This window comes from Ensifer sp. R-19 (genome assembly GCF_049905105.1).
Classification (GTDB): Bacteria; Pseudomonadota; Alphaproteobacteria; order Rhizobiales; family Rhizobiaceae; genus Ensifer.
This window is the reverse complement of the sequence record NZ_CP184569.1, coordinates 1,547,247-1,559,988: the sequence shown is the minus strand read 5'-3', so window position 1 is coordinate 1,559,988 and position 12,742 is coordinate 1,547,247. Positions and strand designations below refer to the sequence as shown.

Below are 12,742 nucleotides of genomic sequence, written 5' to 3'. Positions count from 1 at the left end.
GGAGGTCGAAATGTCCGTCCGCCTGCAACTCGCCATCATGGTCGGCCTGATGATCAATGCCATCCTGTTCGGGATCGGCATCGTAACGGTTTTGTCGATCCCGGTTCTCGCCGACAACGCGAAGTATTCGATCCCGGCCCTGGTCGTCGCCTGTTTTGTCACGACGCCGTTCGTCGCCTGGTTCATGGCGCCGCGGCTTCGCCTCAGATACTGGCAGGAGCGGGAGCAGGGGAACAAGCAGCAGCCGATCTAGCCCGCGCGCTCATCGATCATTGACCAAGATTTACACAAATTCATGGAGATTCTGGATGCGCGAGCGGCCAAGTGGTCGCCGGTACAAATTACATCTTCAACGATCAAGCGTTTTGCTATACCACCGGCCAGATGCCCCTTGTCCTGTAGGCTAATCCTTATATATCCACTAGACTCAAGGACATAGCCGCTGTTAAGGCCCGAAAGGAACCGACTTCATGAGAACGATCGTATTGCTGTTCGCACTCGTCACTCTGGCCGCCTGCTCGCAGACCGGCGGCGGTGGCACGCACTATGTTGGCGGTGACGGCGATTACTACCAGGGCATCGTCGCCCCCCGGTAACAGCGGTCGTTTTCCATCGATCACTTGGCTGCCGCGAGCGCGCCTTCGCCAGAGGGAAAAGGCTCGGCTAGTCTGGTGGGCCAGCGGCCGCCGGGCCCAAAGTGACAGGCTTTGGCCGCCCCTGCATCGCGCTTGATGTCGTCCCGAGCAAGGAGTGCGGTGCGAGGCGAAGCGGTCATGCTCGGCGATGGGTCCATGTCCAACGGCCATCCTCCTGACAATCCAGCACGGCTTCGTAGAGATCACGCGCGTCGCCTTCTTCGCCATTGTTGATGCAGGTAATCGCGTTCTTGGAGAGCAGGTTCAGCACCTTCCGAAACGTTTCATGACCGAGGGTTGCTTCAAGCCGGTCAAGAAAGACATATCGCGGTCTGGCGAGAAGCACCTTGGCGACAGCCAGGAGCTGTTGCTCGCCTAAGGACATCTCCCGGTCCTGTTCCTTCTCGAGCCCGAGCGCGTCGTGAACAAGGCCGTCGAGGCCAACGCTGCGCACGACCTCGAGCATTTGACTGTCGGAGGCATCGCCCGGGTTATCCGGAGGCAGAAGAATTTGCCGAAGCGACCCCGGCGGCAGATATGGGCGCTGCGGAAGAAACATCAGGTCGTTCGGGCGCAGGATCCGCCCGGCGCCGGCGGTCGGAATTCCGGCGGTTGCCCTGAAGAGCGCTGCACCTGCAGCCCCATGCGATCCCGATATCAACACCGGTGTTCCCGGCGGGATCGTTACCGACAGATCATGTAGCAATGCGTGGCCGCCAGCCGAGCCCAACGTCACGTGGTCGAAGGCCAAATCGCCATCTTGCTTGACCAGTTCGATGCCGGTCCCACCACCCCTTGTTCGGCTCTTTTCAATGGCTTCGAGCAGGGAACTCAGCCGGGAAACCACTGCAGCGAAATTTGAGATCGAATTGAATTGCCGAACGATCAAGGAGAACGCGCCCACGAGCATGGCAAAGGCCGCGCCTGATTGGGTGATCACTCCGAATTCGATTTCCCCCCGCATGAAAGCCGGAGCAATGATCAAGTCCGGGATGATCTGAATCATCCAATTGTAGCCGCTCGTAAAATAGGCCAGGTTCCGGTTGACCGCGGTAATGGTGAGGATGTTGGCGATCAGATCATCTAGGCGCTGCATCAATCGCGTTTTTTGCTGGCCTTCAACGCTGGCCACCATCACCGATTCAGCGTTTTCGCGCACATGCATGAGGCTGGACCTGAAGCTCGCTTCCTTGTCGAGTCGCTCATAGTTCAGGCCGATGAGAGGGCGCCCCAAAACGATCGTCATGTAGGAGCCGCAAGCCGCATATAGCACGGCTACGACAAACAGCAGGGGACTTATGGACCAAAGCACGCCTGAGAACGTCACCACCGTCAGTGTACTGCTGAACAACATGATGATGTAGGAGAGGGTGGTGACCGTGAATGCCTGGATGTCTTCGGATATCCGCTGGTCCGGGTGGCTCAGCGTCCCTGAGACCTCCAGGCGATAGTAGGCCTCATTCTCCAGATAGAGATCGACGGCGCGTCTCGTCAGGAACCCGCGCCAAAGCAGCGCCAGCCGTTCTTCGACAAAGCGCGCGATGACGCCGACAACGGTGAGGACGGCAAAGACGCAGACGTAAAAGACCGCTTGCCGAACGAACTCATCCATCTGGCGCTCGGCGATCGCAGTCATGAAATTGCGGCCGACGTAATTGTTCACCACGTTGAGGCCATTCAAGCCGAAGAGCAGAGCCATGAGCCCGGCAAACATCCACCTGGCCCTGCCGCCGACTTCGGATGTCAGGAAAAATCGGACAGCTCTTGCGAAACGAAATGCGGTCGTTCTGATCGGTACTGGCTGGCTGTCCATCTGAGTACCTTTTGTTGGTTTGGCCCTCAGAGCCAGCCGCCGGAAAAACCTGCACGCCTCAATCCCACCACCACAGGCGCGCACCGGCGCATGATGTTCCACAGCAAGCCTGTTCGGTAGTTCTCGATCATCAGGACGACCGGGCCCTGGTCGATGCCGAAGTGGTAGGGGCTGACCCACCAACCGGCTTCGGTTCCTTCCACCGGAAAGCTTCGGTTGAACGATGGCTTGAAGCCGTAAAGCCTGGTCATGCCGAGCTTCATGCGGGCGCAGTTCCAGATTGTCGGGATGACGATCTCCGGCGCGAACGGCAGCGAGGCGACGACGGCCCAGGGCGACACGGTTCCGTCATCCGGGCCGAAGGGCGCGCCGCGGGCGAGATAATCGAAAAACTCCCTTTCGCTGCCGTTCACGGTACGCTTGGTCCAACCCGGACCGTCGCTCGCCGTGAAGCCCCAGCAATGCTCGCCGTAGCCGACGAAATTCTGCGGATTGCGGATGGCATATTCCTGCTGGACGAATGTCGCGTGCCGGCTGTTCTGGAAATAGTCGCTGTTGTGCTCGCGCATGAACTCGTCACGGATCCCACGGAAATCGATCCACATATGCGAGAGCTGGTGGGTGAAGAGAGGGCCCGAATAGAGCAGCTCGCGACCATAAAGGTTCCGCCAGTCGTAGCTTTCGGTATAGGCGGCATAGGCTTCCGCCGGCAGCGGATGGGTCGGCGAGCCGAGACCGAGTATGTAGAGAAGCAGGCCCTCGTCGTAGCCGCGCCAGCGATAGGGAATGAAGCCGTTCTCCGGACGCCAGCCATGGGTCAGCGTAAGTCCATGATCGCAGGCCCAGTTCCAGTCGGCACGCTCATAGAGCGCATTTGCCGACCGTCGAATTTCAATTTCATCCGGCGTATCGCCATCAAAATAGGCGGCCACCGTCAGTGCACCAGCGAAAAGGAAGGCGGAATCGATCGTCGACAGCTCGCATTCCCAAACGCGCCTGCCGGTCTCGATATCCAGGAAGTGATAGAAGAAGCCTTTGTAGCCGGAAGCGTCCGGCTCCGGCCCCTGCGGACATTGCAGAAGAAACTGCAGCCGTCGACGCGCGATCTTTGCGGCGAACTTGCGAATGACAATGCCCCGCTCGATAAGCACGGGTATCGTCGCGAGCGCCATACCGATCGCCGCAATACTTGCGGGTGCATCTTCCTGTGTCTTGTCGCGCACCAGGCCGTTATCGGGATTGGTGCAATGCAGATAGTACAGAAGCGTCGTGAACTGGAGCCGGGCAAGATCCTGCTCGGTCGGCATCCGGTTCAGTTCGGGATCTGTCGACAACAATCCCGACATGGCTAGGCCACCACGAGGCGGACGTCGTGATCTCGTCCGTCGTCCACGAGTGGAACACTTCGGTCAGCGACCTTCCTGCCATCAAGGCTCAGCGAATAGTGCTTCTGTCCTCGTTTGGAATCTCGGCTCACCTTGATACGGTATGTTGATCTCCCATGCCGAAAATCAACATCGTATGTCGACCACCCGGTGGGAATGCACGGCTCGACAAAAAGCCGGGGCCCCTGACGGCGAATGCCGAGAATGGCCTCAAGACCAACGCGGTACAGCCAGCCCGCCGATCCCGTATACCAGGTCCAGCCACCGCGGCCGGTGTGAGGAGCGGCGCCATAGACGTCGGCGCTGACAACATATGGCTCGACCATGTAGCGGTCGGTGTCTTTGGGTGACAGGGCATGGTTGATGGGATTGAGCATGCTCCAGAGCTGAAACGCCCGATCGCCATCCCCCAGCAATGCTGTCGCCAGCGCCACCCACGTGGCCGCGTGGGTGTACTGGCCGCCATTCTCCCGAATTCCGGGCACATAGCCCTTTATGTAGCCGGGCTGCAGCGCGCCCTTGTCGAACGGCGGATCGAAAAGCTGTATCAAGCCGCTGTCGGTACGAACGAGCCGCTCCCAAACCGCGCGCATTGCCTGCGCGGCGCGCTCGGCATCTGCAGCACCCGAGATAACTGCCCAGGCCTGCGGGATCGCGTCGATCTGACACTCGTAGTTCGACTGGGACCCGAGGGGAGTGCCATCGTCGAAGTAGGCACGGCGATACCAGGCGCCATCCCAGGCGTGGGTCTCCAGGGATATGCGCAGGGTCTCGGCGCGCTCCTTGCACCATTTGGCCCGTTCGTCATCTGCCATCGCCGATGCGATGGCGGCAAAGGATCCAAGGACGGTCAGAAAGAACCATCCGTTCCATACGCTCTCGCCTTTGCCTTCCGCGCCGACCCGGTTCATGCCGTCGTTCCAATCGCCCGTTCCCATAAGCGGAAGCCCGTGGCTGCCTAGCCGCAAACCTCGGTCAAGTGCCAGACAGCAGTGCTCATAGACGGTCCCGCTCTCCTGGCTGGCCGGAGGCACCTCGTAGCGCTCCTCCTCCTCGTCCTCTAGAGGCGGCGAGACGATGAAAGGAACCTGTTCGCTGAGGACCCCGTAGTCTCCGGAGACCGATACATAGTGATGGACGACGTAGGGCAGAAAGTAGAGGTCATCCGTCATGCGTGTGCGCACGCCGGCACCCGATGGCGGATGCCACCAATGTTGAACGTCTCCCTCGGCAAACTGGCGCGAGGCAGCGCGAAGGATGTGCGTTCGCGCTTCATCGGGCGCGCAATGGACGAGGGCTGCGACGTCCTGGAGCTGGTCGCGAAATCCATAGGCGCCGCCGGATTGGTAGAACCCTGTTCGCGCCCAGATACGGCAAGCCAACACCTGATAGAGCAACCAGCGGTTCATCATGAGGTTGAAGGCCGTATCTGGCGTTCGGACCGTGACGGCGTTCAGCAAATGATCCCACTGTTGTGAAACGGCTGCCAGCGCGTTCCTGGCGCCCCTCGGTTCGGCATGTTCGCGGACGAGCCTGCGCATTTCCTCGCGGCTTTCGGCCTGCCCGAGCACGAATACCAGCTCGACGGTCACCGCCGGCGGGATTGAAACGCTGACCATGAGGGCTGCGCAGGGGTCGAGCAGAGAACCGGTTTGTCCCCCGAGATCGAAGCCTTCCAATCCCACCGGCTGAGCGATGAAACCGTTTCTGCCGAGGAACGCGCGCCGATCGCATGTGAACGATCGGACAGGCGCGCTTGAGGCGGCGAATGCGAGCGTTCCGGAAAAATCCCCTTCCCAGACGTTCCGGGCAACGATAGCACCGATCTCGCTGTCAAATTCGCATTCAACCCGGGAGCATGCGCTTTCGCGCAGCGTGCCGAGGACCCATTCAACGAAGTAGGTGGCGGTAAGGCGGCGAAGTCGTTTTCCGTCGTTGCGAATAGCAAGGCGGACAACCTTGATCGCTCCCGAGGCCGGCACGTGGACAGTCATTTCATGATGCAATGGTCCGCGACTGCTTTCGTAGCACGTGTAACCTTGACCATGCTTCGTCCTCGTCGTCGATGTCTGGCCGAGAGGCAAAGGCGTCGGCGTCCATAGCTCCGCCGTCTGCTCATCGCGCAAGTAGATAACTTCACTCGGCGGGTCCGAGACCGGGTCGTTAGACCAGGGCGTGAGCCTGTTCAGTTGGCTGTTGCCCGCCCAAGTGTACCCAAGACCGCTGTCGCTCGTCAGGCAGCCAAACGCGCTATTGGCAAGGACGTTACACCACGGCGTTGGCGTCGCATCCGCTCCGATCACATATTCGCGCCCGTCTTTGGTAAACCCTCCACGGCCATTCCAAAAAAGCAGGCCATCTCGTGGTGCCTCGTGACGCCTTTCGTGCGCGGCGGAAACATTCGTCCTGGTCTCGTTCAGCGTCGGAAAAGTGGTGGCCGATCTCGCCGAAAGTTGATCTGAAAGGGATCCTTGACTGCAGCAAAGGACGAGGCGCGCGGCGGCCGTGATCGCATTTTCTGCACTGGCCGAAACACTGGCCCTCGGTGGGAAATGAATACCCCCGGCTTTGCCGAGGGTTTGCTCCACATGGGCCGTCGCCTTGGCGCTCAACTGCAAGCTTTCGCTGGCTTCCCTTTCATCGAGGACCGCGAGATCGAAGGGAAATCCGCGACTGGCAAGGAATGCGTGGGCCTTGATGACATTGTCGACGAGAGAGTCCTCGCCTGTTTTGTCGATACGCAGCAGGAGAATTGGGATGGCTCCCGATAGTCCCGCCGATCCCAAGTCGTCGCGGTTCAGCCGCCTCGTGTCGGGCGTGCTGCCTTCCCTTAAGCCGGGAACAGAAAATGCCAGATGTGCTACGAGCCGATTGTAGACGGCCAACTCTTGAGGAGAGGGTGACCGGGGCGGGCCTTCATTGTTTTTCTCGGCATCCACCAACGTTTGGCGCGCGGCGTCGATATTGGCGAAGCGTCTTGCTATTGCGGCAGCGTCTACATCACTATCGGCTGCGCCCGTTACGAACGCGATCACTTCCGCTCCGGAGGGTTCCAGATCGACTGTCCGGCGCAGGCTGAAGATAGGGTCGAGCACGGGACCCGTCGTCCCTGATAGACGGCTCCCCGGCGCCAGGGCGTCAGGGTTTGACGCCGTCCGCCGCCGGCCAAGAAATCTGTAGCGGTCCGTTTCATATTCCACCGCATGGCCCTGGCGGCTTGACGCAGACACGTGCACCGCCCAGACGGGGCGCTCCGATGCACTGCGCGGCCGGCGCCGCGCGAACAAAGCGGTTGTTTCGGTGTCGAACCAGGTTTCGATGAAAAGCTTGGCAAATGCCGGATGTGCGCTATCGGCGCTTCGGCCATTCAGGCAGACTTCGGAATAGCTTGTCAGCTCAAGCTTTCTCGCTTTCTTACCCTTGTTGCAGAGTTTCAGCAAACGCACCTCGGCATCGCAATCCAGTGCGACCGACACGTCCCATCGAATATCGATGTCTCCGAGCAAACAGCGGTACTCGGCACGATCGCCGCGAAACGTGTGTTCGTAGATCGCATCCGGATGGCAGATCGGCTGCCGGCCAATCGACCAGACCTCACCGCTCTCAAGGTCGCGGATGTAGCAGAACTGGCCCCAGCAATCGCGTGTGCCGTCCTCACGCCAACGCGTGATATCGAGGCCGTGCCAGGTTTCATACCCGGCGCCGGCCTCGGTCAGAAGCACGTTGTAGTGCCCATTCGAAAGCAGGATCGTGTCAGGAGGCACGCCTGCCTGATGTGTCGCACTGACGTCAACCTTGCCAACTGGCCGGACCATCAGACCGATCCTTCATTGCGGGCTACACGTTGTCACCCTCGGTCGACGTCCTCGGCTTCGCCTGTTGCGCACCCTGAACGCCCCATTTCCAACCGCTGATCGACGGCATGTCGTCGCCATGCTTCTCGATATATTCCCGATGCTCGATCAGCTTGGCTTGAATTGCCTGCTTGAAATAGGCGGCGCGCGCCCCGAGTTGGGGCAGGCGGTCGATGACATCGCCGGCGAGATGGAAACGATCGAGCTCGTTGAGCACCACCATGTCGAACGGCGTCGTCGTCGTGCCTTCCTCCTTGTAGCCACGAACGTGCAGGTTGCCGTGGTTGGTGCGGCGGTAGGTGAGGCGATGGATCAGCCACGGATAGCCGTGGAAGGCGAAGATGATCGGCTTGTCCCTGGTGAAGATACCATCGAAATCACGGTCCGTGAGGCCGTGGGGATGTTCTTCCGCCGGTTGCAGTTTCATCAGGTTGACGACATTGACGACCCGCACTTTCACTTCCGGAAGATGCTCGCGCAACAATTGCACCGCGGCCAGCGTTTCGAGCGTCGGAGTGTCGCCGCAGCAGGCCATGACGACATCCGGTTCGCTGTCGGCATCGTTGCTCGCCCAATCCCAGATGCTGACGCCCATGCTGCAATGGCGCACGGCCTGTTCCATCGTCAGCCATTGCGGCCCGGGTTGCTTTCCCGCCACGACGACGTTGATGTAGTTGCGGCTGCGCAGGCAATGGTCGGTGACGGACAGCAGCGTGTTGGCGTCCGGTGGCAGGTAGACGCGGATGACGTCGGCCTTCTTGTTGACGACGTGATCGATGAAGCCGGGATCCTGATGGCTGAAGCCGTTGTGGTCCTGCCGCCAGACATGGGAACTCAGGAAGTAGTTTAGCGACCCCACCGGCCGGCGCCAGGGGATCTCGTTGCAGACTTTCAGCCACTTGGCATGCTGGTTGAACATTGAATCGATGATGTGGATGAAGGCTTCGTAGCAGGAGAAGAAGCCGTGGCGGCCGGTCAGCAGATAGCCTTCGAGCCAGCCCTGGCACTGGTGTTCGCTCAGCACCTCCATGATGCGGCCATCCGGTGAGAGGTGGTCGTCCTCCGGATAGATTTCGGCCATGTAGCAGCGATTGGTGACCTCCAGCACGTCCTGCCAGCGGTTCGAGTTGTTTTCATCCGGACTGAACAGGCGGAAGTTCTTGGCGTCCATGTTGGATTTCATCACGTCGCGCAGGAACTTGCCCATGACGCGGGCCGCTTCCACATTGGTCCCGCCGGGACGGGGAACCTCGACGGCATAGTCGCGGAAGGCCGGCATCTTCAGATCGCGCAGCAACAGGCCGCCATTGGCGTGCGGATTGTCGCTCATGCGGCGATGTCCCCTTGGCGCAAGTGCTGCGATCTCCGGCTTCAGCCGGCCTTGATCGCTGAAAAGCTCCTCGGGGCGATAGCTCTTCATCCATTGCTCGAGGATGCGGATGTGCTCGGGCTTGTCCATCTCGCCCATCGGCACCTGATGCGCCCGCCAGTAGCCCTCGCATTTCTTGCCATCGATCTCCGGGGGGCAGGTCCAGCCCTTCGGCGTGCGGAAGACGATCATCGGCCATGCCGGCCGCTTCAGATTGCCCCTCACGCGGGCATCGTCCCAGATCTGCCGGATCTCGGCCATCGCCGTATCGAGCACAGCGGCGAGTTGCTGATGCACGTTTGCCGGATCATGCCCTTCGACGAAGTAGGGCTTGTAGCCCATGCCCTCGAAGAACTTCTGCAGCTCGTCGCGCGGAATGCGGGCGAGGAAGCACGGATTGGCGATCTTGTAGCCGTTCAGATGCAGGATCGGCAGCACGCAGCCGTCGCGGGCAGGGTTCAGGAACTTGTTGCTCTGCCAGCCGGTCGCAAGCGGCCCGGTCTCGGCCTCGCCATCGCCGACGATGCAGGCGACGACAAGGTCCGGGTTATCGAAGGCGGCGCCATAGGCGTGGCTCAACGCATAACCGAGTTCGCCGCCCTCATGGATGCTGCCGGGCGTTTCCGGCGCCACGTGGCTCGGGATGCCGCCTGGAAAACTGAACTGCTTGAAGAGCCGCTGCATACCCTCGGCATCTTCACCGATGTTCGGATAGAACTCGGTGTAGGTCCCTTCGAGATAGGCATGCGCCACTAGCGACGGCCCGCCGTGCCCCGGCCCGATGATATAGATCATGTTGAGATCGTCGCGCTTGATCACGCGGTTGAGATGCACATAGAGCATGTTGAGGCCGGGCGAGGTGCCCCAGTGGCCGAGCAGGCGCGGCTTGATGTGTTCGCGTTTCAGCGGCTCGCGCAGGAGCGGATTGTCGAGCAGATAGATCTGGCCGACAGAAAGGTAGTTCGACGCGCGCCAATAGGCGTCCATCAGTCGGAGTTCGTCTGCCGATAATGGCGTTGTTGAATGCGAGCTCCCGGATGCCGTCTCTTTCATCGATACCGTTTCAGGCGAAACCATCTGAACCTCCCGATCATTAGGACATTGCCTGGATTTCTCCGACTTGCAGTCGTGCAAGCCACTGCAGTCTCTTGAATTCGCTACGGTCGTTGCTGTTTGCCGGCGACGGGCAGAATGATGGAACACCTGTCTTCGGACGACAGCGGCTGGGATCGTCTTGCCAACTCGGTGTCGCGAACACCTGCGTGTCGCGGCACAATTAAAAGGGGCGCTATTGCGGATATGGTTCCGAGAAATGCTCGACCACGCCCCGAACGCCGCGGACATTTTCGGCAACGATCCGTGCGGCCCTCCGGCACTCGGCCGTCTCCACGTTGCCCCAGAGATGAACGATGCCATCGGTCACGGCGACCTTCACATCCAGACCTTCGAGGCCGGTGTTCTCGCCGAGGCGCACAAGAATGCTGCGCCGGATCGCTTCATCACCCGCGGCCGTCTCGTCCTGCTTTGCTGACAACACCGCCTGCAACAGATCGGCGCGGCTGACGATACCGACCAGCACGCCGTTCCTGAGAACGGGAAGGCGCTTGATGCCACGTTCCTGCATCAGCGCCGCCACCCGCGCGAGCGGCGCATCCTCGTCGATGGTAACGGGATCGGCTGTCATGGCGTCGCCCACCCTCCAGGAGGATCGGCGTATATAGGCGTGGGCCCTGTCATCGGCCGCAAGCGTCACGTCCGCCAGCGGTCCGCCGCCACCGAGTTCCGTCCGCCGGATCAAGTCGCCCTCGCTGATCAGCCCAATGAGACGGCCTTCATCGTCAACGACCGGAAGGCCGCTGACGTGGCTGTCGAACATGATCCGGGCTGCCTGTCTGACGCTGTTGTCAGGCGAAAGCCCGACGATCTTTGTCGTCATCACATCTTTGACGCGCATGTCGATCCAACTCCGAAAAGGACCTTGGTACCGTCATTAGCGGGCGTAAGGTAAACCTATCGCGGCGGTTCGACAACCTGTTCGTGGGGGAGATGTTCGAGTTGGGCGCTGGCGCTGGCAGAACCCATGCTGCAGCTTCTAGTCGAGCGCAAACACTCGTGCACAGCCCGATTGGATTTAACTAGCTCTCGACGCGCGCGGTTGTGTTCTGGTGGAGCCGAAGGGAGTCGAACCCTCGACCTCCGCAGTGCGATTGCGGCGCTCTCCCAACTGAGCTACGGCCCCATTACATCCAGTCAACACGACACGCGCCGAGCATGTCAATACACTTGAGACGACGCGCCTGGTTGGACATCATTGCGCGAAGCGACGCGCTCGATCGGTTCGTCGGGCGATCCGTTTCAAAACCGTTTCTTCGAAAGTAGCGGGCAGACGCGCCATTTCCGCTCGGGGCCCTCATCGACGCGCGCCGCTGTATGTTACAGTAGGTCACGCCCCCAAGCGCGGGGAGCCATTGTCGAACTATGCTCGCGGGTTTACGCTGATGCGTAACGAAAGCACCGCCCGAACCTCGGCCGCGAACGTCCATGGCGCCCGGATGAATGTGGAATTCTTCTGTATCCGACATGGGCGCCTGCCGGCTCCGCACTTCCCTTAATGGGCCTCTCCGTAGGCCCGGCGATTTGGAGGAGGATTAGCAATGGCCCAGACGATGAAGGCCGCCGTCGTTCGGCAGTTCCGCACGCCCCTTGTGATCGAGGAGGTGGCGGTGCCGACGCCGCAACCTGGGCAGATCCTCGTCAAATATGAAGCAACGGGCGTCTGCCACACCGACCTCCATGCAGCAAATGGAGACTGGCCGGTAAAGCCTAGCCCGCCGTTTATTCCGGGACACGAGGGCGTCGGCTATGTTTCGGCAGTGGGTGCCGGTGTCAAAAGAGTGAAAGAGGGGGACAGGGTCGGCGTTCCCTGGCTTCACAGCGCATGTGGTTACTGCCCGCATTGCCGCACCGGTTGGGAAACACTGTGCGCATCACAGTCGAACACCGGATATTCCGTCGACGGAACATTTGCCGAGTATGGACTGGCGGATCCCGACTTCGTCGGCAGCCTGCCCACCGGGCTGGAGTTCGGCCCTGCTGCGCCGGTTCTTTGCGCCGGAGTGACCGTTTACAAGGGATTGAAGGAAACGGAAGTCCGCCCCGGCGAATGGGTCGCCGTCTCCGGCATCGGTGGCCTTGGCCACATGGCTGTGCAGTACGCAAAGGCGATGGGCATGCATGTCGTCGCCGCGGACATCTTCGACGACAAGCTGGCACTTGCAAAGCAGCTAGGCGCCGACATTACAGTCAACGGCAAGGCGAAGGATGCCGTAGAGCAGGTAATCAAGGCGACCGGCGGCGTGCATGGGGCGCTCGTAACTGCGGTTTCACCTGCTGCAATGGAACAGGCGTTCGGATTCCTGCGATCACGGGGCACGATGGCGCTCGTCGGCCTTCCCCCTGGGATGATCTCCGTGCCGGTATTTGAAACGGTGCTCAAGCGCATAACGCTGCGCGGATCGATCGTCGGCACCCGCCAGGATCTGGAGGAATCGCTGCAGTTTGCCGCTGAAGGCAAGGTCGCGCCGCATTTCTCATGGGACAGCCTCGAGAACATCAATGAGATCTTCCACCGGATGGAGGCCGGCAAGATCGACGGGCGCATCGTCATGAGCCTGCAGTAGCTGGCC

Annotated in this window: 8 protein-coding genes and 1 tRNA gene; 3 read left to right on the top strand and 6 right to left on the bottom strand. The window is 60.6% G+C overall.

Annotated elements, in window-relative coordinates; translation table 11 throughout:
* Nucleotides 1-10 precede the first annotated feature (10 nt).
* Both ACN9MO_RS07620 and ACN9MO_RS07615 read left to right on the top strand, forming a co-directional pair.
* Nucleotides 11-253 (top strand): hypothetical protein, encoded by a 243-nt coding sequence (locus tag ACN9MO_RS07620; protein WP_057250349.1) that lies wholly within the window; start codon nt 11-13, stop codon nt 251-253.
* A 217-nt stretch (nt 254-470) separates the two neighbouring features.
* Nucleotides 471-596 (top strand): hypothetical protein, encoded by a 126-nt coding sequence (locus ACN9MO_RS07615; protein WP_255571446.1) that lies wholly within the window; start codon nt 471-473, stop codon nt 594-596.
* Nucleotides 597-771: 175 nt separating this feature from the next.
* Here the strand turns inward: ACN9MO_RS07615 and ACN9MO_RS07610 are convergent, their stop codons facing one another.
* From ACN9MO_RS07610 to ACN9MO_RS07585, 6 genes are all read right to left on the bottom strand, one after another.
* Nucleotides 772-2,448 carry an ABC transporter ATP-binding protein/permease gene (locus tag ACN9MO_RS07610; RefSeq protein ID WP_057250248.1) on the bottom strand — a complete coding sequence of 559 codons (1,677 nt, stop codon included), beginning with the start codon at nt 2,446-2,448 and terminating at the stop codon, nt 772-774.
* 26 nt (nt 2,449-2,474) lie between these two features.
* Nucleotides 2,475-3,794 (bottom strand): glucoamylase family protein, encoded by a 1,320-nt coding sequence (locus ACN9MO_RS07605; protein WP_057250250.1) that lies wholly within the window; start codon nt 3,792-3,794, stop codon nt 2,475-2,477.
* A gap of 2 nt (nt 3,795-3,796) precedes the next feature.
* Complete coding sequence (locus ACN9MO_RS07600) at nt 3,797-7,648, bottom strand: GH36-type glycosyl hydrolase domain-containing protein (protein WP_113132340.1); 3,852 nt, start codon at nt 7,646-7,648, stop codon at nt 3,797-3,799.
* A 22-nt stretch (nt 7,649-7,670) separates the two neighbouring features.
* Nucleotides 7,671-10,133 (bottom strand): phosphoketolase family protein, encoded by a 2,463-nt coding sequence (locus ACN9MO_RS07595; RefSeq protein WP_082615814.1) that lies wholly within the window; start codon nt 10,131-10,133, stop codon nt 7,671-7,673.
* Nucleotides 10,134-10,344: 211 nt separating this feature from the next.
* Nucleotides 10,345-11,010 (bottom strand): CBS domain-containing protein, encoded by a 666-nt coding sequence (locus ACN9MO_RS07590; RefSeq protein ID WP_057250254.1) that lies wholly within the window; start codon nt 11,008-11,010, stop codon nt 10,345-10,347.
* 209 nt (nt 11,011-11,219) lie between these two features.
* Nucleotides 11,220-11,295, bottom strand: a tRNA-Ala gene (locus ACN9MO_RS07585).
* A gap of 415 nt (nt 11,296-11,710) precedes the next feature.
* Between ACN9MO_RS07585 and adhP the strand changes: the two genes are divergently transcribed.
* Nucleotides 11,711-12,736: an alcohol dehydrogenase AdhP gene (adhP, locus tag ACN9MO_RS07580; RefSeq protein ID WP_057250256.1), complete on the top strand. Its 1,026-nt coding sequence runs from the start codon at nt 11,711-11,713 to the stop codon at nt 12,734-12,736.
* Nucleotides 12,737-12,742: the final 6 nt, after the last annotated feature.

What these genes read in the sequence shown, in the direction of transcription:
- ACN9MO_RS07610 (WP_057250248.1), bottom strand. Translation starts at nt 2,448, where the DNA reads ATGGACAGCCAGCCAGTACCGATCAGAACGACCGCATTTCGTTTCGCA.
- adhP (WP_057250256.1), top strand. Translation starts at nt 11,711, where the DNA reads ATGGCCCAGACGATGAAGGCCGCCGTCGTTCGGCAGTTCCGCACGCCC.
- ACN9MO_RS07615 (WP_255571446.1), top strand. Translation starts at nt 471, where the DNA reads ATGAGAACGATCGTATTGCTGTTCGCACTCGTCACTCTGGCCGCCTGC.
- ACN9MO_RS07590 (WP_057250254.1), bottom strand. Translation starts at nt 11,010, where the DNA reads ATGCGCGTCAAAGATGTGATGACGACAAAGATCGTCGGGCTTTCGCCT.
- ACN9MO_RS07600 (WP_113132340.1), bottom strand. Translation starts at nt 7,648, where the DNA reads ATGGTCCGGCCAGTTGGCAAGGTTGACGTCAGTGCGACACATCAGGCA.
- ACN9MO_RS07620 (WP_057250349.1), top strand. Translation starts at nt 11, where the DNA reads ATGTCCGTCCGCCTGCAACTCGCCATCATGGTCGGCCTGATGATCAAT.
- ACN9MO_RS07595 (WP_082615814.1), bottom strand. Translation starts at nt 10,133, where the DNA reads ATGGTTTCGCCTGAAACGGTATCGATGAAAGAGACGGCATCCGGGAGC.
- ACN9MO_RS07605 (WP_057250250.1), bottom strand. Translation starts at nt 3,794, where the DNA reads ATGTCGGGATTGTTGTCGACAGATCCCGAACTGAACCGGATGCCGACC.